This is a genomic window from Trinickia camelliae, assembly GCF_053525655.1.
In genome coordinates, this window is the sequence record NZ_JBCHAA010000024.1 from 19,054 (window position 1) to 43,921 (window position 24,868).

At 59.6% G+C, this 24,868-nt stretch carries 17 protein-coding genes; 6 read left to right on the forward strand and 11 right to left on the reverse strand.

Going from position 1 to position 24,868, the window contains the following annotated elements:
* The 6 genes from tssG (at window position 1) to AAHK20_RS30450 (ending at window position 7,781) form a co-directional block, all read left to right on the forward strand.
* On the forward strand, window positions 1–1,041 hold the full coding sequence (gene tssG / locus AAHK20_RS30425) for a type VI secretion system baseplate subunit TssG (RefSeq protein ID WP_449185221.1): 1,041 nt from the start codon (window positions 1–3) through the stop codon (window positions 1,039–1,041).
* Between the two features lie 17 nt (window positions 1,042–1,058).
* A complete protein-coding gene (locus AAHK20_RS30430) occupies window positions 1,059–2,153 on the forward strand; it encodes a type VI secretion system protein TssA (protein ID WP_449185272.1) in 1,095 nt (364 codons plus the stop codon).
* A gap of 566 nt (window positions 2,154–2,719) precedes the next feature.
* On the forward strand, window positions 2,720–3,268 hold the full coding sequence (locus AAHK20_RS30435; RefSeq protein WP_449185222.1) for a fimbrial protein: 549 nt from the start codon (window positions 2,720–2,722) through the stop codon (window positions 3,266–3,268).
* A gap of 52 nt (window positions 3,269–3,320) precedes the next feature.
* A complete protein-coding gene (locus tag AAHK20_RS30440) occupies window positions 3,321–4,700 on the forward strand; it encodes a GlcNAc-transferase family protein (protein WP_449185223.1) in 1,380 nt (459 codons plus the stop codon).
* A gap of 153 nt (window positions 4,701–4,853) precedes the next feature.
* Window positions 4,854–6,281: a GlcNAc-transferase family protein gene (locus AAHK20_RS30445; RefSeq protein ID WP_449185224.1), complete on the forward strand. Its 1,428-nt coding sequence runs from the start codon at window positions 4,854–4,856 to the stop codon at window positions 6,279–6,281.
* Window positions 6,282–6,395: 114 nt separating this feature from the next.
* Window positions 6,396–7,781, forward strand: a complete 1,386-nt coding sequence (locus AAHK20_RS30450; RefSeq protein WP_449185225.1) for a GlcNAc-transferase family protein — start codon at window positions 6,396–6,398, stop codon at window positions 7,779–7,781.
* On the opposite strand, the gene AAHK20_RS30455 is transcribed toward AAHK20_RS30450, so the two are convergent.
* The 11 genes from AAHK20_RS30455 to tssB form a co-directional block, all read right to left on the reverse strand.
* Entirely contained in the window at window positions 7,683–11,087 is a 3,405-nt protein-coding gene (locus tag AAHK20_RS30455; protein ID WP_449185226.1) for an RHS repeat-associated core domain-containing protein, read from the reverse strand. The genes AAHK20_RS30450 and AAHK20_RS30455 overlap by 99 nt on opposite strands.
* Window positions 11,088–11,121: 34 nt before the next feature.
* The gene (locus AAHK20_RS30460; protein WP_449185227.1) at window positions 11,122–11,385 is read right to left on the reverse strand and encodes a PAAR domain-containing protein; all 264 of its coding nucleotides are present in this window, start codon (window positions 11,383–11,385) and stop codon (window positions 11,122–11,124) included.
* An 86-nt stretch (window positions 11,386–11,471) separates the two neighbouring features.
* Complete coding sequence (locus AAHK20_RS30465; protein ID WP_449185228.1) at window positions 11,472–13,769, reverse strand: type VI secretion system Vgr family protein; 2,298 nt, start codon at window positions 13,767–13,769, stop codon at window positions 11,472–11,474.
* 221 nt (window positions 13,770–13,990) lie between these two features.
* Complete coding sequence (locus AAHK20_RS30470; protein WP_449185229.1) at window positions 13,991–14,518, reverse strand: hypothetical protein; 528 nt, start codon at window positions 14,516–14,518, stop codon at window positions 13,991–13,993.
* Between the two features lie 126 nt (window positions 14,519–14,644).
* Entirely contained in the window at window positions 14,645–18,574 is a 3,930-nt protein-coding gene (gene tssM / locus AAHK20_RS30475; RefSeq protein ID WP_449185230.1) for a type VI secretion system membrane subunit TssM, read from the reverse strand.
* A gap of 14 nt (window positions 18,575–18,588) precedes the next feature.
* Window positions 18,589–19,923: a type VI secretion system protein TssL, long form gene (tssL, locus tag AAHK20_RS30480; RefSeq protein ID WP_449185231.1), complete on the reverse strand. Its 1,335-nt coding sequence runs from the start codon at window positions 19,921–19,923 to the stop codon at window positions 18,589–18,591.
* A complete protein-coding gene (gene tssK / locus AAHK20_RS30485) occupies window positions 19,920–21,269 on the reverse strand; it encodes a type VI secretion system baseplate subunit TssK (RefSeq protein ID WP_449185232.1) in 1,350 nt (449 codons plus the stop codon). The genes tssL and tssK overlap by 4 nt, the downstream gene beginning before the upstream one ends.
* Before the next feature lie 5 nt (window positions 21,270–21,274).
* Complete coding sequence (gene tssJ / locus AAHK20_RS30490; RefSeq protein WP_449185233.1) at window positions 21,275–21,817, reverse strand: type VI secretion system lipoprotein TssJ; 543 nt, start codon at window positions 21,815–21,817, stop codon at window positions 21,275–21,277.
* Window positions 21,818–21,962: 145 nt separating this feature from the next.
* A complete protein-coding gene (locus AAHK20_RS30495) occupies window positions 21,963–22,445 on the reverse strand; it encodes an Hcp family type VI secretion system effector (RefSeq protein ID WP_449185234.1) in 483 nt (160 codons plus the stop codon).
* 290 nt (window positions 22,446–22,735) lie between these two features.
* Entirely contained in the window at window positions 22,736–24,238 is a 1,503-nt protein-coding gene (gene tssC, locus AAHK20_RS30500; protein ID WP_449185235.1) for a type VI secretion system contractile sheath large subunit, read from the reverse strand.
* Window positions 24,239–24,291: 53 nt separating this feature from the next.
* The gene (tssB, locus tag AAHK20_RS30505) at window positions 24,292–24,828 is read right to left on the reverse strand and encodes a type VI secretion system contractile sheath small subunit (protein WP_449185236.1); all 537 of its coding nucleotides are present in this window, start codon (window positions 24,826–24,828) and stop codon (window positions 24,292–24,294) included.
* Window positions 24,829–24,868 lie beyond the last annotated feature (40 nt).

The following is a 24,868-nucleotide window of genomic DNA, read 5'->3' on the forward strand; positions in this document are numbered from 1 at the left end:
ATGGGCGCACCAATCACGACAGCGCCGGGACCCGGCACGCACCTTCGTCCTGAAGCGCTGGAAGCATGGTTCGATCCGCGCGCGCCGTGGCAGGCCGGCTTCCTGAGCCTGTTGCGCGCCATCACCGCACGCGATCCGCGGATGCCGTCGCCCGGCACCGCGCGTTTGCCGCGGGAAGAACCGTTCCGCATCGGCCAGCAACCAACCATGGCGTTCGCGCCGCGCGAGATCGCCTCGTTCGCGACGAACAACGGCCGCCTTGATATCAAGCTGTTCGGGCTGGGGCTTTGGGGCCCCCAAGGGCCGCTGCCGTTGCACATGACCGAGGCGGCCTACAGCCGCACGGAAGGTCAAGATCACACGCTCGTCCGCTTCAACGACCTCTTTCACCATCGCGCGCTGTCGTTGTTTTACCGCGCGTGGGCGTCGTCGCAAGCGACGGCGTCGCTGGACCGCTCGAACGACGAGAAATTTTCGTTCTACATCGCGAGCCTGATGGGCACCGACTCGCGCGAAGCACAGCACTCACCGCTACCAACGCATGCGCGTTTCAGCGCGGTTGCGCACCTTGTGCGCGAGGCGCGTAACCCGGATGGTCTTGCCGCGGCATTGTCCCAGTACTTCGGCGTGCCGATGCACGTCGAAGAGTTCGTCTTTCACTGGATTCCGGTGGAGCAGTCGGAGCATACGAAGATCGGCATGCCCGGACCGCCCGCCATCATGGGGGAAGGCGCGCTGCTCGGAGAAATGATTCCGGATAAGCAGCACAAATTCCAACTGGCCGTCGGGCCGCTCGATCTCGACCAATACCTGCGCCTCACGCCACATGGTGAAGATCTGCCTACCTTCGTCGAATGGGTGCGGGCCTTCGTTGGCCACGAATACGACTGGGAAGTGAAGCTGCTCATCAAGCCGCGCGCGGCGCCGCCGGCGCGCGCCGACGACGCTCAGCGGCTCGGCTATTCCACTTGGCTCGGCGAATCGATGACCGACGATCCGATGGTCGGCATGGTCTTCGAGCCCGAACAGTACAGCGACTGAATTCAACGCTTTTGCATATGAACGCGAAAACTCCTAACGACGCGCTGCGCTACGCAGACTTGCTCGAGCCGATTTCGGCCGATGAACCATGCGGTCCCGACCTCGAATACGACTCGGCTTTCGTGATGCTGCAAACTGCGGCCGCACCCAAGTCCGAAGCGCAGTACGGGGACTTCGTCGACGTCCCGCAGGCGGCCAACTGGGCCGAAATCGAGCGCGATTGCCGTGCGCTGCTGCTGCGCACGAAGGATATCCGGCTTGCCGTGATTTTGCTGCGATGCCGGATCCGGCAGAGCGGCGCGACGGGTTTGCGTGACGGTCTTGCGTTCCTCAAGGCCATGCTTGAGCGCTACGGCGAGGCGCTGTATCCGCTGCCGGTGTTCGAGGGCGAGCGGGATCCGGTCATGTATTCCAACGCGATCGCAGCGCTGGCCGATCCGGATGGCGCGCTCGCCGATGTGCGCGATATCGCGATGCCGAAAACCTCCGGCGTGCAATTGCAACTGCGCGATATCGAGAAGTCATTCGCCCTGCCGCGGCAGAAGGATGCGCTAGCGCCAGAATCGGTTAGCCGCTTGCTAAAGGATCTGTGGGGGCGGCGCGATGCGGTGACAGCGGCGCTGGTCGAGGCACAGCGCCTTCTTCAGGAAATCGTTGCGTCGTGTCAGCAGACACTAGATGCAGACGCGCCTGAACTTGGCATGCTGGCGAAGTTGCTTCAGCCGTTTGCACAGGCCCAGCTTGAAGGCGGCGCGAGTGCGGCGCCTGCGGCTGCGACGGTGAATCCGGCTGCGGAGCCTGTCAGCAATGCAACGGCGCCTGCGTCTGCGGCGACAACGCCAAACGCTGCACCGGCGTCTGCGCCCGCGCAGTCAAACGAGGGCTACGCATTCCCAGCGCAGCCGATCGCCTCCGAACCCGAGCGCATGGATCGTTGGAACGCCCTTTCGAGGATTCAAGAAACGCGGATGTGGTTCGAGCAAAACGAGCCGAGCAGCCCGGTCATCGTCTTGCTGCGGCAATCAGAACGTATGGTCGGGAAGCGTTTTTCAGAAATCGCCCATATCATTCCGGCCGATTTGCTTGCTAAATGGGATGAAGTCGACGTGTGATGCTTGGTCATGACAAGTCGAGGAACCAATTCAGCCCGAACGCAGCCTTTCCAATCAACATCATGATGAAAAGAACCGTAGCTCTTTGCTTCTTTGTTGCTTTAGCACTATCAAATAGTGCATTTGCGGCTTGTCACCCCTTTAATACTAGTGACGCAAGCGATCAGGAAGCCTTGAGGCTTGCCAACCTAGACGGCGCGGGCCTACTCCCCGGCAATACGCCACTCAGTTATGCCGTCACATTTCCCTCGGGAACACAAATTGACCCCGACTTCGGCCTTGGGCTTCCAATAGTGACCGGTACGTCAAACGATGTAGGATCGTTGGGGATCGCCGTCTGTACCGCCCCGGGTGGCACTGTGGCTTCGAACCTAGTACCAGCCTCTCCCGCGGTCTCCGGCGTCACAACTCAGGCAGGCGAAACAATCTATAAAACAAATGTGCCCGGTATTGGCTATCGAGTGGTCGGTATATCCAGCGCATCCGGAGGCCCCCTTCCATGGCCCCGCAACGCCACCTCCTCTATAGCCCCCCCCAAAATGGACGTGGTTCGATCGCAGAAAGCCGTGACCGTCATTTTGTACAAAATAGGGGATATCCCAAGCACGGCGACAGTGACTTTCGGAACCGTCGGGCAGATCGTAGCGGATAACGGAGGGACCGTCGGGACCGTCACCGCTGGTTCCGTAACCATCACGGTTCTGCCCAAGTGCAGCGTGAATGCCAGCACCCTGAACGTCGATTTCGGCACGTTCGGGCCCCGCGAGGTCTCGGCTTCGGCGGGCCCGACCCGATCTGTCAACTTCTCAGCGCTCTGCACCGGCCCAACTCAACCGACCTCGATCACTGCCACTCTAGCCGCGACGCCGGATACAAATGATCCGAGCATGATTCAGAACACGGGAGCGCAAAATTTGGCAATCCGTTTGAGAGAGCCGTCGAGCAACACGACCCTTGTGCCCAATAACAGCAACAGCACAATCAAGCACACGCCCTCCGGAAGTCAGATGCAGTCCGACTTCGCATTGGAAGCGACCGTTCTGCGAGTCGGTGCAACGGCACCAACTGTAGGCAGAATCAACGCTACGGCGACGATAACGTTGACGATCAATTGACGTTGATCGCAAACATACCGTCTTTTGTCAGGTGACCGTTGCAACTGACACGATGCAAGACACGATATTTGTTCAGATGGCCAGCTACCGTGACGCGGAGCTGGTTCCCACGCTCATCGATCTGATCAGGCAGGCGGCGCAGCCACAAAGGCTGCGCATCGTTGTCTGTTGGCAGCATGCGCCGGAAGAAACACTTGGCGCGTTCTGGCAACAGGGTTTTGCGAAGTGGCGCTTCGAAACTATTGACGGGCGCACAGTCCACTTTATGGAGTACTACGGGGCAAAGATCGAGCTGATCGACGTGCCTCATTATCAAACTCAAGGCGCGTGCTGGGCACGCCACCTCATCCAACAACATTACCGCGACGAACGATACACGATGCAGTTGGACTCGCATCATCGCTTTGTCAATGCCTGGGATAGCCTGGTAATCGAGATGTTGGAATCGCTGCGAAGCAAGAGCTCTAAGCCCGTGTTGACGGCCTATCTGCCCAGGTATAGCTCGCTTACCGAAGAGCGCTCTACCGGTCCGCTAAATTGCGTGTTCACATCTTTTATGCCAGATGGCGTATTAGTTTTTAAGGGCACAAAATTCCACAATAGCGAAGGACTCACAGAGCCGATCCCTGCCCGCTTTTACAGCGGGCACTTTACGTTCGCAGACGGGCATTTCGCAGAGGTGATTCAGCACGACCCTGAATACTTTTTCCTCGGAGAAGAAATCTCCATCACGGTACGTGCATTCACACACGGCTACGATCTATACCACCCCTACAAAACAATTGGCTGGCATGAGACCGTCCGCGAGGGACGCCCAAGAGTTTGGGAAGACCATACGTTGGAAGCAAAGAATGACGGGCACATTCAGCTAGACTGGGTGGACCGGAACATGCGTTCGACGCGACGCAACCGTGCGCTGTTTGGCATGGAAAGCGATGCCTCCCCCGATATCGATATCGGTAAGTTCGGTTTTGGCAACGAGCGCGCTCTCGCTCAATACGAGGCCTATGCCGGCGTAAGCTTTGCTGACCGAGCGGTGCAGCGCGCCACGCTGGACCGTCTACCGCCGTCCATGAATATGCTCCGAATCGACGCAGAATCAGAATGGCGAAAATCACTGCTACGTTCTGTTGATATACGTGTATGCCACCATCGCGACGAATTTGACCATTGCGCACTGAGCCCGATTTCGAAGAATACGCTGCACTCGGCCGAATGCGCTCGCGTCACCGTCTATGACGTTGAAGACGCCGTTCTTCACGAGGCAGTGCTTGACGTAAATCATATGTTGAAACGCAGAAGTGCCGACTGGCTTGATTTTCATGCCATTTTTGAAACCGAGCTTGCCCAGCTTGCGAATCACTACATCCTTGAGTTGCTCGACGCTTGCGGCGCACCACTTTCTCGCGTCAAAAAACAAATCGAACATTGAAAGGCTCATTTCAAATCAGACGATTCCAATAACGCGCGGCAGATCCGAGTATCTTTAGCCTACGCCGATGAAAATCTTCACGTCGCGAATGGAACGCCGCGCCCAGGTCGGGACACGTAGACGCATCAATGATCAACGCAGCGCGGAACTCTCATGCTGCCATTTGCTTGGTGCTCAAAAGTGAGCCAACACAGAATGGAAAACAACTCAATCTTTGTTCAAATCGCCAGCTACCGCGATCCTCAGCTGATTCAGACTATTTTCAATCTGATCAAGCATTCCGATCAACCTGATCGGCTGCGCATCGTCGTCTGCTGGCAGCATGCCCCCAACGAAATGCTCGGCGAGTTTTGGAAAAATGGTTTCACCAAATGGCGATTTGAGACCGTCGATGGTTGGACCGTCCATACCATGGAATACAACGGTGCAAGAATCGAACTGATTGATGTGCCCCATTTTAGGTCGCAAGGCGCCTGCTGGGCGCGCAACCTAATCCAGCAGCACTATCGGGGAGAACGATACACGCTGCAGATCGACGCACATCATTACTTCGTCGATGGGTGGGACACATTGTTGATCGAGATGTTGGAGTCGCTGCGGGATGAAAGCCCCAAGCCTGTGCTAACCAGCATTCTTCCCGCTTATGATCCTGACGTTCCCACGTTCCTATCGAACGAACCGAATACCATGCCGTTCATGAAATTCGATAATCAAGGCGTGGTCTTACAGGAGCTTCGCGTCCTCCCCAATTGGGAAATCCTCGAGCGCCCAGTACGCGCCCGCTTTTATTGCGCGCATTTCGCGTTTGCGGATGGACATTTTTCGACAACGGTCCAACATGACCCTGAGTATTTCTTCTACGGCGAGGAGATTGCCATCGCCGCACGGGCGTTCACTCACGGCTACGACCTATATCACCCGCATCGCGTAATCGGCTGGCACGACTACTCGCGAAAGCTAGGTCCCAGAATATGGGGTGACCATACCGATAAGGCGAAAGAGACTGGCGATGTCTCCAAAACCTGGTGGGACCGTGATTCTCATTCGTTTCAACGCAATCGCGAACTGTTCGGCATGGCCGACCCTGTTTTGACAAATGGCGAATTCGGCAAATATGGATTCGGTACCGAGCGCACGTTGGCCGACTATGAGACTTATGCCGGAATCTGCTTTCGCCTTCGCGGCGTACAGCAGACCACGCTTGATAATGTCCCCCCCGAGCCGCGAGCAAAGCGTCCAGATTCGGAGGCGGAGTGGATAGCGTCCCTCATGCGCTCCAACGACATCAGCATCTGCGTTCATGAGCACGCCTTTGTAAATCACGAGCAGATCCAGGATAGTCGAGTGATATCGCTGTCCGCCGTCCAAGGACATCTCGTTGTGTACGACAACAACGAGACGGTCGTGCATAGTCAAGATCTGGAAGCATATGTCCTTATGAAGCTGAAGGAGAATAGTTGGCTGGAGTTTCACGCAATCTTCCTATCCGATATTGACCGCATTCCAGCCTGCTACACCATCGAGCTGTTCAATGACACCGGCGACTTGCTGGTTCATATCAAGCAGATCATCAAAATCTGATCTCAAATAACTACAAAAAATCTGATCTGCGGAATCATGATACTAACCAACACTTCAAGAAACTGCCTGCCGGCCTAAAGCGATAGATCGATAGAGCACCATTTATAATTATCAATGAAACACAATAAAATCTTCGTTCAAATCGCGAGTTACCGCGATCCACAGCTGATTCAGACTATTTTTAATCTGATCAAGCATTCAGATCAACCTGATCGGCTGCGCATCGTCGTCTGCTGGCAGCATGCACCCGACGAAACGCTCGGCGCGTTTTGGAAACGAGGTTTCACCAAGTGGCGATTTGCAACTATCGATGGTTGGACAGTCCATACCATGGAATACAACGGCGCAAGAATCGATCTGATTGATGTGCCGCATTTTAAGTCGCAAGGCGCCTGCTGGGCGCGCAACCTAATCCAGCAGCACTATCGCGAAGAACGATACACACTGCAGATCGACGCACATCACCGCTTCGTCGACAGATGGGACATGCTGTTGATTGAGATGTTGGAGTCAGTGCGAGACCAAAGCCCCAAGCCTGTACTAACCGCCTATCTTCCTGGTTACGAGCCGGATCTCCCCACACCCCAATCTAGCGAACCGCATTCGATTCAGTTCAGTAGATTCAACTCGGAAGGCGTGCTCATGGTTATAGGAGGCGCCCTTCCCAATTGGAAAACCCTCGATCGCCCTGTACGTTCCCGTTTCTATTGCGCGGCATTCGCGTTCGCTGACGGACACTTTGCGACGACGGTCCAGCATGACCCCGAGTTTTTCTTCTACGGAGAGGAAATTTCCATCGCCGCCAGGGCATTCACTCACGGCTACGACCTCTATCACCCGCAGCGAGTGATCACATGGCACGACTACACGCGCAAAGACAATCCCAGAATATGGGGTGACCACACCAATGAGGCGAAAGAAAGCGGCGACGTCTCAAAAACTTGGTGGGATCGCGACTCTCATTCATTTCAACGCAATCGCGAACTGTTCGGCATGGCTGAACCTGTTTTGACGAATGGTGAATTCGGCAAATATGGATTCGGCACGGAGCGCACGTTGGCCGACTATGAAACGTACGCTGGACTCTGCTTTCGCCTCCGCGGCGTACAGCGGTCTACGCTTGACAATGTCCCTCCCGTGCTGGGGGCAACGCGTCCCGATTCGGAGGCAGAGTGGATAGCGTCCCTCGTGCGTTCCAACGAGGTTAGTGTTTGCCTGCATGAGCACGCCTTTCTAAATGACGAGCAGAGTCAGGGCAGTCGAGCGGCATTGTTGTCCGCGGTCCAAGGCCATCTCGTTGTGTACGACAGCAACGAGATGGCCTTGCACAGCCAAGATCTAGAAGCAGATGCTCTTACGAAGCTGAAGGAAAGCAGTTGGCTAGATTTTCGCGCCGTCTTTCTATCCGATATCGAGCGCATTCCAACCAACTACGCCGTCGAGCTCTTCAATGACGCCGGCGATTTGCTGGCCCAGGTCACGCAAGCAATCGAAGCCTGACGCAGCCACACCAACGCTTGCGAAGCGCACCGGAGTTGCGCTTCCAAACGGATTGCTCCACGTCAGCGGATTTGGCGCATATCGATAGGGACTTACACCGCCCGGGCTCGTGCGGTCCGGGCTGATATAACGGCCGGCGTCCGGGTCATAGAACCGGCTGCCGTTATAGTGAAGCGTCGTTTCCTCGTCGAAATACTGCCCGGCAAACCGGAGCGGCTGAGCAATCTGCTTGCCGCCACCCCACTCCTGAGCAGAGAGCGCTCCCCAAGCCTGATAGCGCCCGCGCCATACCAAACTGCCGGCGTCGTCGGTCATCGCCACGGCGGTACCGGCAGCGTCCGTATGAAAGTGGTAGACCTTCATGTCGTCCAGCTCGCCGCTTTCGAGGAGCGTTTGAATCATGCACGCCAGGGGTGCATATCCGATCGACTCATCGCTTGTCGGTTGATAGAGGTAGGTACGCACGTCTTTGGAACGCACTTCCTGTAACAGGCGGTGGCCTTGCCATATATAACGCGTGTTATCGACCTGCGTGTTGACGAGCTGCCCGTGGGCTGAAGACAATTCGATTCGTTTTTTAATGCGCCGCCCCAAGGCATCGTACTGAAAGCGTACGATGCGCCCTTTGCGGCGCACGGCGATGACGTGCCCCTCCGCATCCCATTCCAGCGACACTGCGTGGTCACGGCCGTTCTTCTGGACCACCTGTCCCCACGCATCGTATTCGTAACGAGACCCGCGAGACTCGCGTATCCGATGATCGGAATAAACGGCCGGAAACCAATTTCCCCCTGGCGTATCGAGCAGATTGCTCGCGGCGTCCCAGGTGAAGTATTCAATTCCCAATTGGTCGGAAACTCGGCGCAGTAAGTTTCCTCGCTTGTCGTAATCGTAATAGGTCTGCCCGACAGCAGGCCCTCCCGCAATGACTATGGTGTCCGATGCGCTATAGCCCACGCTTCGCCACAACAGTTTGTCCTGCTGCGTCGGATAGTTCTCGCCGGACTCGTCGACAACAGAAGACGACTGCCATTCCTTGGGCAAGCCCAATTCCGTGTAGGTGGTATGGGTAAGCAACGCGCCTTGCTGGCGCGCAGTTTCGCGACGCATCGCGTCATACCAGAATTGTGTGATAGGCCTCTCACGTGTACCGATCAGCCCGATCGTTCCGTTGTCGTAGCGTTGAAACCGCACAACCTGCCCCTGCGGCAACGTCATCGTGGCCAGAGTCCCCTCAGGGTGGTAGAGATAGCTCAGTTCGCCGTTGACGCCATATTCCGCAAGCAGGCGATCGCCAAAATCGTATTCGAAGCGGATTTCATCGGGCTCGATGCCGAGCAACTCGCCCTCCTTAGTGGGCGTCCGGTTGATATGCTCCAGCATCCCTCGGGCCGTATATCGATAGACATACTGATTGTGTTGCGTGTCACGCCTGACCAAGCGGCCCATCACGTCGTACGCAAAGGTCTCGTGACGCTCGAGCGCCTCGGCCTTGGTCGTCATGCGACGAATCTGCGCCGAATCTGTGTAGTCGAATGCACGGATCACACCGTCTGCGTCCGTTATCGACACACAGCCCATTGCGCCCCACTCGAGCGTTTGCACCGCGCCGCTCGCACTTTCGATACGGATCGGCCGGCCATGCGCGCCGTACTGATACGAGGTGGTGTGTCCCTCCTCGTCCACAGCACGCACAACGTTTCCACACCGGTCCCTGTGCCAATGCCGGCTTTGGCCGCTTGCGCCAACGAACGACGTTCTCTGACCCGCAGCATTCCAGACATGGCGCTCATGCCGACCATCAGGCCGCGTTACTGTCAGCGGTCGCCCGTATGCATCGCGTTCGAATCGCGTGACCGCTCCCATCGTATCGACGACGGCGGCCAGATGTCCGTTGCTGTCGTACTCGTACTGCGTCGGACTTTCCTCGACATCAAGGCGCCGCGTCACCTGGCCCCTCTTGTTGTGCTCGAGTGTGATCACTCCGCCACCGCCGTCGGTGCACCGTGCGGGTAAGCCGTCCTCCCCGTATTCGACGTTCGTGACCTCGCCCCTCGGAGTCTTGCATTTCACCGGATCGAGGGCGTCATTACGCTGCCACATCCATGTGCGCTTGTCGGCCCGCGTAATGACCATCGGCCGGCTCGACGCGAAGGCATACACCGTGGTGGTGATCTGGTCCATCGGGTCGGTCTCTTGTTCGACCCGGCCCAGCGAATCATAGGCGAGGCGAACCACGCCGCCATGAGGCAGCCAGAGCGTAGTGGGCGCGCCCGTCTCATCGTAATCGAACTTGTAGCGCCGCCCATCGAAATCGGCGTAGGCCACGACGTGACCCTGCGCATCGTACTGCCAATACGCCGAATTGCCGAAGACGTCAGTCGCTTGGCTCGTACGGTTCTCGATACTGTACGAGCACCGCTCTCGCGCGCCCTCGGAAGTGAATCGCTCGATGACGCGAGCAACTCCGCCCACCACCTGCCACACGTAGCGTGTGGCCATCCCGAGCGGCCCCGCCTCTTCGACGATTCTCCCCTCGCGGTAGGCAAAACGGCGCACGGTTGCGCCAAGCCGGTTACGAACCTCCGCAAGCTCGCCGTTCTCGTTGTAGCCGTATTCGGCGAGCATGCCCGTCGGTCCCCCGTCGACGCATTCAATCGCCGTAAGGCGCGTGCCGGTCGCGGGATCGTACTGCATCCTGAGTTCGTGTCCACACGTGCCGCGCATGCGCAGCAGGCGGCCTTCCGCATCCCAGATACACCCGATGCGTTGCCGGTGCAGATCCTCGATGTATTTCAGCCTGGCGAGACCATTAGGATCGAAATCGCCAAACACGCGATACAGCGGCGTGCGATCAGCGACGACCATGCGGCCGTCCGGCAAGCACACAATGTGCAGTTGCTCCGATAAGACGATGACTTGCGAGCCAGGCTCGGGGAGCGGCACAGTAATCGAGCGGCCGTGTTCGTCTACATAGCTAAGTTGGCCGCCAACTTTGCGCAGCGTGGCCTCCCAGTTGGTGCGCCACCCCGGGCCAAGTACGCCCGTCGCGCGCATCGCGCTGGAGTAGGTGCGCGACCACTCGAACGGCAGACGGCCACGCAATGCGAAATCGGTTTCAGAAGCAGGCTGACAGACCTTGCTGCCTGTGATCATGTCGATCGAGCCGCGCAGCACACCGGACAGTGCGTGTCGCACGCCATAGCGGTCTGCAATGTCGCCCAAGCGACGACCGGCGTCGACGGGCCGTGCGGTATCAACCGACGGCAACACTATCACCGGCAACTTGGCCAGAACGCCGCCCAATCCACCGATTCCACTCACGTCATCCCCCTCTCAATCAGCCTTCGATGAATACGTCCGGCGATCCGTTGGAAACGGCGGCACCGCATCCCGTCGAGCTTCCGACGAAGGCCGCATTGTTCCCGTTGATAAATACAGAGCCCGCGCCGGAAGCCACCGATCCACCTCCGTGAATAGAGCAAGGTGCGGAACTTCCGCCAACGTAAGCGGCATTCTGCCCGTTGATAAAGACATCTCCTGAACCGCTGGCGATTGATCCGCCGTGCGCGATCGGGTCACCTACGCGTGCTGCTTTGGGCATAGCATTTACTCTCCTCGATTGACAAGAGCACACACATCGGAATACATCGCAATTCCCGATGTGTGTGCAGTCAAGACGCTTGGTTTTTACTCAATGATGCTCACCGGCGGAGGCTCTGGTGGTGGCGTCGGCGTCGGCGTCGGCGTCGGCGTCGGCGTTGGCGTTGGCGTTGGCGTCGGCGTTGGCGTCGGCGTCGGCGTCGGCGTCGGCGTCGGCGTCGGCGTTGGCGTTGGCGTCGGCGTCGGCGTCGGCGTCGGCGTTGGCGTTGGCGTTGGCGTTGGCGTCGGCGGCTCGTCCGTCGGCGGCGGCGGCGGCGGCGGCGCCTTCCGGGTGCTACCCAATTTGGGAACGATATTCACAGGTACCAACCCTCCCCCGGCACCGCCCCCACCACCACCGTCCGAATCCCCAGGATTCAAATCCAGAGGCGAGCCCTGGACGATGACGTGGTCGCTACCCTCAACTTTGACCTTCGTGCCGACCAGCCTGATCGTGCCGTCGGGCGTCATCGACAGCGTAGCGGCGCCGCACGTGATGTCGAACGCGCCGCCCACCACTAGCGAATAAGCTCCGCCGACCGCGTTGCCCCATGCCCCACCCACAGCATTCGATTGCGCACCGCCAACGGTATAGGCAGCCGCACCGCCAACGTTGCAGGCAAGTACGCCGCCAACGTTGATGCCATAGGCCAGTCCCACCCCAAGTTGGAAATCAACACCGATGGTGTGCGACTCGTTGTGCTTCGTCAGGCGGTTCATGTCCTTCTCCGCCTGCATCATGAACTCTTCCTGGCCCGTCTTATCCTCGAAACGGAAGCCGTTGTAGTTGTCGCGGCCGCCAGTGATCGTGCGGCTCAGCATGCCGCTTTGCGTTGCATTCTGGGGCAGATCCCACGGCGGCATGGTGTAGTTGTTGAAAAGGCTGCCGGTGATCAGCGGACGATCCGGATCACCGCCCCAGAAGTCGACAACGACTTCCTGGCCGATCCGCGGAATGTAGATACCACCGAAGTTGGTGCCGGCCCAGGCCTGACTCACGCGTACCCAGCAGGAGGCCGTTTCGTCATCTTTGGCGTAGCGATCCCACAGGAATCGCACCTTCACGCGCCCGAACTCATCGGTCCAGATCTCCTTGCCGGCAGGCCCGACCACGATGGCGGACTGCGGCCCATTGACGAGCGGCTTGGGCGTTTCGCGCGGCGGCCGGAAAACTTCGCTCGTCGGCTGCACACCGAAGTCGTTCTCGCAGTTGTACTGGTAGCCGCTACCAGACTCCTGCTGAATCTCGGTCAAGCTGAGGTTCGACGAAATCACGACGTATTCGCGATTGGCGTCGGTATGGTAGTAGTTGCTCAGGACGAACGTCTGCCCGCAGACGAGCCCGCGAACATTCCCCTTGCCGCGAGCACGCGTGCCGGGCGCACGCAGTTCTTCCATGCGCGTGCGGGCGAACTGCTCACCGTTCTTGGTGTCCGTATAGTCACCCGGCCATTCGTAGCGCTCTTGCCCGCTCCAGGCCGTATCACGCGGCTGTTGGTTCATCGCGGACAAATCAGCGCCGTAACGCGTGAAATCGTAATCGCTCGTCAGATAGCGGCCGGTACGAATTTCCTCGAACGTATAGAAGCTGCTGATGTATTCAGCATCGGTCTTGCCACCTTGCGGTTGATAGGCGAGCGTCTGATAAGCCTCACTGTTCGACTTGCGGTGCGCGCCGATGTGGTCGCACAGCACCAGCCGGTGCTTGCCGTCGGAATGCTCGAAGAACCAATAGATTCCCCACTCTTCCATCAGGCGCTGGATGAACTTGAAATCCGTTTCGCCGTACTGCACCTGGAACGCACGCGGTTCGTTGCGCGTGCTTTCGCCCTTCACGGTGTATTTGGCGACATCCAGGCGCTTTTCCACCGGGAACGGATAGTCCTTCAGCACCTCATCGATGATTTCGATGACGGTCTTGTCCTGAAAGACCTTGTAGTCGGTCGTGAGCGAAGCCAGCCAAAGCCACGGCCGCAACTCGACGCTATAGACGTTGTAGCGCTCTTCCTTGCGCAGGTATCCCGCTTTCGCCACGACACCACTGATCTCGCGCGTGCCAGCGCCTACGCCGCCGGTCACGCCCTCACCCATGCCTTCGAGCTGGATCGTGACGGTCATCTCCTTGCCGAGCAACGCCTTCAGATCCAGATTGGCGCTAGTGGCAAGCGCAACGGTCTCACTGTCCGGCGTACGCAACTCCAGGGTGTACGAGTAGAGCTTGCTCAACTTCTCTTCGCCACGCATCGACAAGAACTGAAGGGCGGGCTGCCCGTTCAATTGCGGTATCGCCGCGCTCGCGACCGTTACGGTACGGTCTGTTGAAAATATGTTTAAAAGATTTGACATGCGCTCCTCTCGATCCTACACATCACAATTCATTTCCTTTTGCCGGGCGTTCCCGCACCGGCTTTCCATCCATGACGCCAACACGCCCCGCCGGCAGGAGCCGGCGGTGACGTCATGGATTTTTTCTATCGGGGAAATTCAAAAGTTGCTCTCCGTCACAACGGCACAGCATCGATCTCGCCGGACTTCGATCCGTTGTCCTTGTCGCTGCTGTTCTGGGTCTAAACCTTGGGCTCGATTCGCTTGAGCAATAAATCCATCAGAAGGCTCACCCCCGCGCTCTTGGCCACATCGATCAAGTCTCCGGCAGCCATCATCAGGTCGGCGTAATCGCGCGCATCAACGACGCCGTGCGCGAACCCCGCGAGCTGGCGCGCGCAGTTGGCAGCCGCAGCATCCGAAACGGAGGACGCTGTCGCCGAGCGGACAGCGCTCAAGACCAAGTCCATCGACTGAGTCTCCATGCTCAGCCACTCGGCCAGCATGACGGCAATCATCCGCAGGTTGCGAGGCGAAGTGAGCGACGACACGTCGTCTTCCGTGTTGGGAAACCGCATGACCGCGTACCGCAAAGCCATCGCGAGTTTCTCCACGTTCGGCATACGGCGAAACTCGACCGCTTCCCGAAATTCGAGAAGGTGTGCTCGCATAGCCTGGTCAGTCGAAGCGAGTGCCTGCTCCAACACGCGAGTCTCGTCTTCATGCCGGCTTCGCAGGTGGTCGAATGCGTAAACCTCGACGTCATGCATGCCTACTCTCCAAACAAAAAGCACCACTAAAAATCGAACCTGCTGCTTGCTCCATCCGCACGACGCTCAATCGGAGCCGTCGCACAATGCACGCTCCGCCGCGCCAGGACAGAGGACCAACGCGCCTCAGCCCCCCGCCACGCTGCCAGGGCAACGGAAGCTCTTGAGCAGGTTGCTCGACAACGGATTGGCCTGGCCGCTGGACACCAATTCGAGCACCGCATGGCGATCGTCGAAGTTGAAATCCACCGACACACGGCTCGACGACGCCGTGCCCGTCACCCGGCCGCGGTCCATCAAGCGGAACAGCGCCCACGGCCCCTCGGCCATGAGGGTCGACGTATCGGGCCGAACACGCGGGTTGGCCGTGATGCCCGCCATCGCCCCGCCGCGCGGGCCGGGCCACGTCACCGGGAACACCGTCACCGGGCCGTGCGCGTATCGCGTGCCCTGCCCGTCGATATCGAGCGCGAGCTCCGTGATTTCCGGATCCATCGACACCACCTTCACACCCATCTTCCAAGCCATGCGGTTGCCGCCGGCATCGCGGAAAAAGGCTTGGCGAATGGCCGCCGCGCGCTCGAACGGCTCCAGGCTGGGGCCATTGATCGGTGGCATTCCCGGGCTCACCGACTTGTAGCGCCACGGCCGAATGCTGGTATCGACGTGGCTTGCAAGCGTCTTCTGAAAGAAGTCGTCGAGCAGGCCGCCGGCGGCGAACACACGATCGAAGTCGTCGATGTCGACCTCTTGCGCGCTGTTGGCGAACGGATACTTGCCCTCGATCGCCCGGCGGCATTGGTCGCCGACGCTCGAATCCACCTGCACCGCCAGTAGCGACCCCACTCCTTGATCGACCTTCTGCATCGATTGCGTCGCGACACCGGACAGCACCGCGCGGAACGGCGCCGGCAGCTTCTCGGCTTCCATTTGCAGCCTGGTGCCGACGTCCGCCGCAGGCGGCATGCTGTTGGTCGACAGCGCGTTGCCGGCCACCATCAAGCGGGCGTACTGCTCGTTGATGAGGCCGATGATGGCGTCGAGTTGCATGGCGCCGCCGCTCGCGGACCCCACCTTGTCCAGCGCCGGGCCCTTGCCCGTATCAGCCTGGCCAGTCACGACTTCGCGCAACGCGGCAAAGCGGTTGTCGACGAGCTCCTTCTCCATCTTCTGCTGCGCGAGCTGCCCGATCGTCGCGGTAGCCGCGTTGACCGAACTGGCCGCGCGAGCCAGCTGCGAGCGCCTGGTAGCGGCCTTCATCGCCGCGTCGGCGAGCGTCGGGTCTTCAGCGATGACGGCGGATAGCGATGTTTCGTGAACCGCCGTGCGCGCGAGCCGGGCAAGTGGCGAATCCGGCGCGGCCAGCGTGCGCAGCGTCTGCAAATCGAGCGCGAGCGTGCCATCGGTGCCACTCGCAACCGGGCGGATGTCCGCCAGGAACTGCTGCCAATAATTGCCGTAATCGGTCAGATACTGGCGTCGAATCTCGTTGGCGAGTTGCTCCTTGCTCGTGCGAAACACCCCGCCCTGCATCGTGCCGCCGACCTTCGAAGCCAGATCGGTCCGTCCCATCACCCACGCATCCTGGCTTTGCGCCTGCGCGAGAAACTCGGGCAGGCGCTTATTAAAAACCTCGTGGTACCCCTCGTACGTATAGAGCCCGGGAACGCCGCTCGCGAGCGACGACCCGTCTACCAGGGCGAACACTGAGCCCGCCTGTGGACCGGCGGCTCGCACGAGCGTGACGTTCTCCGGCGCGTCCTTCGCCATTTCCGCGGTGGCGCGCTCGTAGAGCCGCCCCGACACTGGATTGTGGCCAAGGAAATCGCGCGCCTGCTGCACCAGATCCGTGTTCTGCGACGCCCGCGGCGTGACGGGCTGGCCGTCCACGAACAGCGCATCCAGATGAGCAGCCATCACATTACGGTCACCCATCGAGGCTGCGCTATCGGACTTCTCCCAATCTTGCAGCACCCAGGTCTTGATCGCCTTCGCGTTGTAGTGCGCCTTGTCGAACACCATCAGGTAGATCGACAGCGTGCGATAGACGCTATCCGCATCGCCCGCGCTCAATTGCGCGCCCAATACCGCTTCGAGACGGCTCACTACCTGCGGCAGCAACATCTGGTTCAGCAAGTTGCCGTAGGTCGTGCTCGATGCATCCACAACGCCGGGCGCCGTGTACAGGCCATAGCGATAATCGCCGCCCGGGCTATCCAGATTCACGTGCCGGAACTGCGGCAGATCTTGCGACATCGAGAGCACCGCCGCCATGGCGCCGGGTTGCGGCGTCTTGCGGAACGTCTTCACTTGCGAGGCGAGCGCATCGGTCTTCTTGCTCGTCGAGGCGAGATACTCGCTGTTGTTGTCGAAGCTCACCACCAGCGAGCCGATCAGCCACACGGCTATCGCGACCGACAGCAGATGTCCGACGATGCGCAGCGTCCGGAAGCGGAATTCCCAGCGCATGTTCGGCCGCACCAAATGCCCTTCGGCAAGAATGACGCGCTGGAACAGATTGCGCAGGAAGTAGCCGCGATATCCCGTCGGAGCATTGCTCGATGACGTATCGGCAGCCGCAGCCGTATCCCCCAGCAACCCGGCAAGGCCGCGCCGCAGACGTTGGAGGAGCGTAGTCCGGTCCGCCGGAACGACGTCGTGGGTCTGCGCTGCGCTCGTGAAATACACGCCGCGCAGCGTGCTCTTCATCTGCGTGTCGTCGTACTTGGAGTCGAGGAAGACCAGACCGATCAGCTCGACCAGCTGCGCCGCCACGCTGCGGAACTCACCAGGCAAGGCGTAGAGCTTCTTGCGACGGTCCGCTTCAAACTCTTCTTGCAGGCGAACGTTGATGCCGTCTTCGAGCCGCTGCTCCAGCAGCTTCATTTCGGCCGCGCAGTTCTGTGGCAAATCCCGGCGATCGTGCTGGTCGTGGTCACCCTCGTACGGCAAGGTGAAGCCCAGGATCTGCGCACGACCTTCCGCGGTCAGCGACTGGAAGTACTCGGGGAAGCCGGGCAGCAGGTCGAGCTTGGTAACGAGCACGTACACCGGGAACCGGATGCCGAGCTGCTGACGCAACTCGCCAAGGCGAGCACGCATCGAAGCGGCGAGCGCCGTGCGCTCTATCGGCGACTTGCGCAGCACTTCCTCGACGGAAACCGTCAGGAGCGCGCCGTTGATCGGCGCACGCGGACGGCGCTTGCGCAGCGCGGCGAGGAAACCCTGCCACTCTGCCGCATTCAACTTGGCGGATTCGTCGCCCTTTTCGGCGTCGGCCGTCCCGTCGTCCTGCACGGTGTAGCGGCCGGCCGTGTCGATCAGAACCGCCTCGTTGGTGAACCACCAATCGCAGTTGGCCGTCTCGACGCGGCTCTTGATCGACGATGCACTCATCTGATCGGCCTCGGGGAAATTCAGCCCCGAGTTCAGGATCAACGTCGTCTTGCCCGCGCCCGACGAGCCGATCACCATGTACCAAGGCAACTCGTACAGATAGCGCTGACTTTGGAGCAGGTGGCGCAGGATCGTCGAGCCGTGGTGCATTCGCTTGAGCTTGTCGACGGCCTTGGTGACCACCGAGTTGACGTCGCGGATTTCACTGCGTGCGATCACCTCAGGCTTAGCCTTGCTGGCAAACGGATTGAGGACGCGCTTCAGGAATGCGTCGTCGCTGCGCATCGCCTGCCACAAGCGATAAATCCCGTAAGCGGCGTAGCAAGCGACCAGCACCCCGATCAGCAGCATTCGCGACCAGATCGGCTCGAACGGATGCGCCTCACCGAACGCGAGCAGCGGACTGAAGTACCAGAACACGAGCACCGCCACGGCAACCCAAACCGGGCCCAGCGGCAATCTCAGCAGCCACAGCAGCAGCAGCGCGAGCAGCACGACGATCACGATCACGCGCGAGAACACGCTTTCCAGCGGGCTGTACTCGCCGAACGCCAGCAACGGGCCGATGAACCAGACAGCCGCGGCGACCAGGATGATCGTCACGAACATCAATGTCTGGCGCGAAAACAAGAATCTAAAGAATCGATTTACATAAGACATGTCAGGCCTTCCCGTTACTGCGTGACCAGAATTTCCACGCGTCGATTGCGGGAGCGGTTTTCCGCCGTCGTGTTATCAGCCACAGGCTGCGAATCACCCTTGCCGATCGACTGAATGCGATCAGCCGGCGTCCCATACTGCTTCAGCACCTGTGCGACAAAAGCGGCGCGCTTTTCGGACAGCACCTGATTGTTCGGGAACTCCTTGGTGCTAATCGGCTGGCTGTCCGAATGGCCGGTCACCAACACCTTGCCACCGACACGCGCGACTTCTTGCGCCACCTTCGCGAGAATCGGGTCCATTTCCGGACGAACCTGTGCCTTCCCGATCACGAACATGGAGTCGCCCTTGAAGACCACATTGCTATGGCGGTCGTCTTCATCGACGCTCACCAGGCCACGCGCGATCTCGTTCTTCAACAGAATGGACAGACGCAAACGCTGAACCGGCGGAGGCGGTGGCGGAGGCGCCAGCTTGCTGATCGCAAGAATCCGCGCCTCGAGTACGTTGCTTTGCGTCAGCAGCTGGTACTTGTACCAAGCGAACGTCCCAAAGATCGCCAGCGCGGCCACGCTCGCCGTCACCCATGCGGGCACGCTGTTGAGCAGACGCATCTTGCCCGGCTCGACGCCGCGCCAATGCGGCGACAACTCGAGCTGTACGGTATCGCGCGCGCCGCTGATGAGCGTAAGGAGCCGCTGTCGGATCTGTTCGAGATGACGGCGGCCGTCGACCACGACGCTATATCGCCCTTCGAAGCCCAAGCCGAGAATCCGGTACATGACTTCGAGCACGTCGACGTACTCTTGCGGATCGGTCGCCATGCGCCCGATCAACAGGAAGAACTTCTCGCCCCCGTCGACTTCCCCTTCGAACGTGATCAGCAGGCTCTTGATCGCCCATACGCCGCCGCCGCCCCAGCGCGTGCGGTTCGCTGCTTCGTCGAGCGCGGTACACAGGCTGTAGCGCACGGCCGCCATGTGCTTCCACGGCAGGTTCGCCTTGTCGCACAGCCGCTGGAATGTGGCGACCTCGCGCACGAGCAGCGCACGCAAGCTGGCGATCGCCGCTTGCGTATCAAGCGACGCCGGCATATCGGCGAGCATCCGCAACAGCGGCTGTGCGGCTTCTTGCACGGGGTTCTGGGCGGCCTGCACTTTCTCGAGCCGCGCCAAGAAGTCCTCCGGCGGCTCGAAGGCGCCGAGGTCAACGGCCGGTTCCCGCTCGGAGCCCATACCCGCCTGGCTTCGCCCCGGGTTGAACGCCGCCGCGCCACCCTGGTTCCTGACCGGCTCATCGGAACCGTTCAGGAAATCGAAGGCGCGATCGTCGAACGCGTTGGTACTCATTTCTGCCGCACTCCCCACAGTTCAAGCTTCAGCTCGGGGAAGTGACCCGCGATGTGCATGGCCAATCCGCCTTGCTGCGCGATCTGTTCCCAGAACGGGCCCGTGCGCGACAGTTCGAAATAGATGAAACCCGAATTGAACGGAATCTGCCGCGGCGGCACGGGAAGCGACGTCATCGTGAGACCCGGCAAGTGCGAGCGGATGAGTTCCGGCAAACGCTGCGGCTGGCTGATCTTGGTCTGTGCGGCAAACTGCTGCTGCAGCACATCCGGCGACATCTGCGCACCCACGGCGAGCACCAGGCTCGAGTAGCCCGCAAGCTCCGTCGGCAGCATGCTTGCCGTGCGGATACCATGCGCCTGCTCCGTGAGCGGAATCGGCTGCGCGCCACGAATCAGAACTTGATTGAGCAGGAAATGAATCTCATCGACGAGCGGTTTGATGCTGTCGTACAGCTGAGCGTGGTCGTAGCCCGGCGCCGAGAGCGGACGCCGCGTTTGCGGACGCACGAACGTCGAAAGCTCGCCGGCCAGCATCACAAATTCGCGATACAGGTCCGCCGGTGCGGTTTCGTCGATGCCGCAAATATGCTCCAGCAGCGGCTCGTAACGGTTCAGTACTTGCAGCAGCAGGTAATCCGCGACTTCCGCGGCAGCGCCGGCCCTGCCGTCGCTGCCGGACAAGCGTGCCGCGAGCGCGTCGGCGCGCAGCTTCGCGAGACCGTGCAATTGCAACGCCCATTCGCGCAGCAGCGGATTCGCACCGTAGCTGGTGACGGGCGGAATATGATCGGTGTGATGCAGTGACACCGCGCCGTCCGCATGCAGCGCTTTCACGCGCGTCAAGGCGATGCCGATCCACGACTGCGTCAGCTCCTTCTCGGGCATCAGGCGCAGGCGCAGATTCGCCAGCTGAACGGGCTTCGGCCCTTGGCCGATCGCGTTGCTATCGCGCAGCTCCTCGTCGAAAGCCACATAGCGGGCCAACGAGCCGCTCTGCTCAGCGAACGCGGTTTCCTCAGTGTTCGGCAGACGCAGCGGAACGGCCAGATAGATCACCTGATCCTGATGCTCGGGAGCGATCGTCAGCGGCTGCGGCGGCGGGGTATGCCCGGGGACATCGAACGGCGTGCCGTCCGGAAAGATTCCGGAGCCGCTCTTGAACACCAGCTTGCCGAACGAAAGCGACTCCTGGTCGATTTCGTATTGGCTGAAGCCCCAGAAGAAGGGACTCAAGGGAGCGCTGCGCTTATGCGCGACGTACTCGAAGTAACGCTCCTGCTGCTGAAATAACTGCGGGCGCAGGAACAGGCCCTCACTCCAAACGACCTTGTTATACCAACTCATTGCAATTACTCCGACTCTGTAATTGAAACAGTTCGCTGATCGAGACGAATGGTCAGCTTCTGTTTCTTATCTGGAATTGTGGCTCTGTACCATGAGGCATCCGGCGCCACGGGCAAGCGGTAGACATCCCGCCAGACCGCCTTGCCGAGATCCCGGTACCCTGCCAGCACGCCGATGGCCGTGGTCGCCTGATTCGACTTGCGGCGGATTTCGCGCTTGTCACCGGGGCGCAAAATGAATTCGTCGACAGCAACCACGTCGTCGCCCAGCACCTTCTTGCTGTCGTTTTGCAGCGTGAAGAAGTCGGCGCTCTCGAAGGCCGTAGCCGACTTCAGCTCGTACACGCGAACCATGATCGGCGCGGCCCGCCCCCACTCGTCCGGGTTGACGTTCTCGCTCGCAGCAACCTGCACCCGAAGGTCGGTTTGCTCCTTGACCGTCGGGCTACCGCTGCTGCACGCGGCCAGCCACAGGCACATTCCGCCGATGGCAAGCCAACCAGGGAAACCGCGCCGTGCTGAGAATTGCGAAAGAAAATTCAGAACCATCGGAATGAGTCAAGGTTGTCGCGATCGTCGTGGTCTGGCGACCTGCTGACCGCATCGCCCCGAATGCGAGGCACTCCGGTCAGCAGCCCAGAAAACCTCGCCGAATATCGGCGAGGTTACGATCTAGGAAGACCGCTTATGCGACTTAGGCTGCGTTCTTCTTGATGTCGAACGTTGCCGTGATTGCACCGCCGCTACCGCCCTGTGCGTTCTGGACCACATATTCCTGCTTCATGCGGGAGAACGACAGACGAACGATTTCGGACGGACGCGATTCGCTGTTGCTGACGCCGGACGGCGAGACTTGCGTCACCAGCACGTCGTTCATCGTGAACTTGATGTACTCGAGCGGGTTGCCGCCAGCCTTACGCACCACGAGCTTGCACTCGTCGATGTGCTTGCCGGTCAAGCAGTACTGCGTCAGGTTCGGGGTAGCGCGATCGACGTAGTGAACGAACTCCAGGTCGTCGACCGTCGCACGGCCAGCGCCGCCGCCGGAACCGGCGTGCATGTTCGATTGCTGCGCGACGTTCCACTTCCAGCTCAGAACTTCGATTTCGCCCTTGTGCGTAGCGTCCTCTGATTCACCGTCAATGCCGTTGATCTTGAGGAAAATATCTTGCGCCATGGATGTACTCCTTAGTGCCTAGTTAGAGTTAGGTTGCTTCTAAAAACGTCAGGAATATTTAGTGAGCGCCTGACCATCGCTCATCCGGACACAAACACCGGCATTTCAATGCCCATGACACAGCCCTGCTCTTCCAGAATCGGGACGAGCGCTACCACCCCACGTCCGCAGGAGACTGCGGACAAAATGGGAATACCAAGCCATGAGCTAGAAGCGATGGTGGTCAGGAGGCACGCCGAAGCGATGCTTCAGCGAATGCCTCCTGCTTTACACCGTGTGAACCGCGGCGGTTAGGCAGCTTCCTTCACCGACGGCAGCTTCGCGACGAGACGCAGCGACACCGACAGACCTTCCAGTTGGAAGTGGGGACGCAGGAAGAACTTCGCCTGGTAGTAGCCCGGGTTGCCTTCCACATCCTCGACGACCACTTCAGCTGCAGCCAGCGGACGACGCGCCTTCGTTTCCTGCGACGAGTTCGCGGGATCGGCGTCGACGTAGTTCATGACCCATTCGTTGAGCCATTGCTGCATTTCTTCGCGTTCCTTGAACGAACCAACCTTGTCGCGCACGATGCACTTCAAGTAGTGCGCAAAGCGCGAGCACGCGAAGAGGTACGGCAGACGTGCGGACAGATTGGCGTTGGCCGTTGCGTCAGCGTCGTAGTACTCAGCCGGCTTTTGCAGCGACTGTGCGCCAATGAACGCTGCGTAGTCGGTGTTCTTGCGGTGGATCAGCGGAATGAAACCGTTCTTCGCGAGCTCCGCTTCACGGCGGTCCGAAATAGCGATTTCGGTCGGGCACTTCATGTCGACGCCACCGTCATCGGTCGGGAACGTGTGGCACGGGAGGTTTTCCACCACACCGCCGCTTTCCACGCCGCGGATCAGCGTGCACCAGCCGTAGTGCTTGAACGAACGGTTGATGTTCACCGCCATCGCGTAGGCAGCGTTCGACCAAACGTACTTGCGGTGATCCGAACCATCCGTTGCTTCTTCGAAATCGAATTCGTCGACCGGGTTGGTCTTCACGCCATACGGCAGACGCGACAGGAAGCGCGGCATCGCGAGACCGATGTAGCGTGCGTCTTCCGAATTGCGCAGCGAGTTCCACGGCGCGTATTCGAGGTTCTGCGTGAAGATCTTGGTCAGATCGCGCGGGTTCGCGAGTTCCTGCCACGAATCCATTTGCAGCACCGACGGAGCGGCACCCGTGATGAACGGCGCGTGCGCAGCCGCGGCGACCTTGGCGATCGAACCGAGCAGATCGACGTCGGGCGGGGTGTGGTCGAAGTAGTAGTCCGCAACGAGGCAGCCGTAAGGCTCGCCGCCCAGCTGGCCGTATTCTTCTTCATAGATCTGCTTGAAGAACGGGCTTTGATCCCAGGCCACGCCCTTGTAGCGCTTCATCGTGCGGCGCAGATCGTCCTTCGACACGTCCATGAAGCGGATCTTCAGCTTCTCATCCGTTTCCGTGTTCGTGACGAGGTGATGCAGACCGCGCCATGCGCTTTCCAGCTGCTGGAAGTCCTCGTGATGCAGAATCAGGTTGATCTGCTCGGACAGTTTGCGGTCGATTTCGCCGATGATGGCTTCGATATTCTTGTACGCGTCGTCAGACACCGTGACCGATGTCATCAGGGCCTGCTCGGCCAGCGTCTTGACGGCGCTTTCTACTGCTTCACGTGCGCGCTCGGTTTTCGGCTTGAATTCGCGCGACAGCAGAGCATTGAAATCAGATTGTGTAGCAACGCCCGATGCCTCTTGAACTCGCGCGTTTGATGAACGTTCAGCCATTTTTTCCCCAACTGTATTAGGCTATGTTTCGTTTTCGCTTTTAAATGCGAAATTCACTCGTTGCTTGCCGATTCTTCGGCCGGCTTCGCTTGCTCGGGCTTCGGCGCTTTTGCCAGCGCGTTCAGCAATGCCGGATCCTTCAGGACCTTGCTGACGAGGCTTTCCGCACCGGACTTGCCATCCATGTACGTCTGGAGGTTCGCAAGCTGCGTGCGCGCATCCAGCAATTGCGCCAGCGCGTCGACCTTCTTGGCGACAGCTGCCGGCGAAAAGTCGTCCATGCTTTCGAACGTGATATCGACCATCAACTGGCCATCGTTCGTCAACGTATTGGGCACCGAGAACGCCACGCGGGGCTTCAATGCCTTCATACGCTCATCGAAGTTATCGATGTCGATATTGAAGAACTTGCGATCGCTGACCGGGGGAAGGGGTTCGAGCGGCTTACCGGACAGATCTGCCAAAACGCCCATCACAAAAGGTAGTTCTACCTTTTTTTCCGAGCCGTAGATTTCGACGTCGTACTCGATCTGTACGCGAGGAGCGCGATTACGCGCAATGAATTTCTGCGAACTATTGGATGCTGACATGTGTACTCCGACATGATGTCGTGCAAAAAAATAACAAACG

What these genes read in the sequence shown, in the direction of transcription:
- tssG (WP_449185221.1), top strand. Translation starts at nt 1, where the DNA reads ATGGGCGCACCAATCACGACAGCGCCGGGACCCGGCACGCACCTTCGT.
- AAHK20_RS30430 (WP_449185272.1), top strand. Translation starts at nt 1,059, where the DNA reads ATGAACGCGAAAACTCCTAACGACGCGCTGCGCTACGCAGACTTGCTC.
- AAHK20_RS30440 (WP_449185223.1), top strand. Translation starts at nt 3,321, where the DNA reads ATGCAAGACACGATATTTGTTCAGATGGCCAGCTACCGTGACGCGGAG.
- AAHK20_RS30445 (WP_449185224.1), top strand. Translation starts at nt 4,854, where the DNA reads ATGCTGCCATTTGCTTGGTGCTCAAAAGTGAGCCAACACAGAATGGAA.
- AAHK20_RS30450 (WP_449185225.1), top strand. Translation starts at nt 6,396, where the DNA reads ATGAAACACAATAAAATCTTCGTTCAAATCGCGAGTTACCGCGATCCA.
- AAHK20_RS30460 (WP_449185227.1), bottom strand. Translation starts at nt 11,385, where the DNA reads ATGCCCAAAGCAGCACGCGTAGGTGACCCGATCGCGCACGGCGGATCA.
- AAHK20_RS30465 (WP_449185228.1), bottom strand. Translation starts at nt 13,769, where the DNA reads ATGTCAAATCTTTTAAACATATTTTCAACAGACCGTACCGTAACGGTC.
- AAHK20_RS30470 (WP_449185229.1), bottom strand. Translation starts at nt 14,518, where the DNA reads ATGCATGACGTCGAGGTTTACGCATTCGACCACCTGCGAAGCCGGCAT.
- tssM (WP_449185230.1), bottom strand. Translation starts at nt 18,574, where the DNA reads ATGTCTTATGTAAATCGATTCTTTAGATTCTTGTTTTCGCGCCAGACA.
- tssL (WP_449185231.1), bottom strand. Translation starts at nt 19,923, where the DNA reads ATGAGTACCAACGCGTTCGACGATCGCGCCTTCGATTTCCTGAACGGT.
- tssK (WP_449185232.1), bottom strand. Translation starts at nt 21,269, where the DNA reads ATGAGTTGGTATAACAAGGTCGTTTGGAGTGAGGGCCTGTTCCTGCGC.
- tssJ (WP_449185233.1), bottom strand. Translation starts at nt 21,817, where the DNA reads ATGGTTCTGAATTTTCTTTCGCAATTCTCAGCACGGCGCGGTTTCCCT.
- AAHK20_RS30495 (WP_449185234.1), bottom strand. Translation starts at nt 22,445, where the DNA reads ATGGCGCAAGATATTTTCCTCAAGATCAACGGCATTGACGGTGAATCA.
- tssC (WP_449185235.1), bottom strand. Translation starts at nt 24,238, where the DNA reads ATGGCTGAACGTTCATCAAACGCGCGAGTTCAAGAGGCATCGGGCGTT.
- tssB (WP_449185236.1), bottom strand. Translation starts at nt 24,828, where the DNA reads ATGTCAGCATCCAATAGTTCGCAGAAATTCATTGCGCGTAATCGCGCT.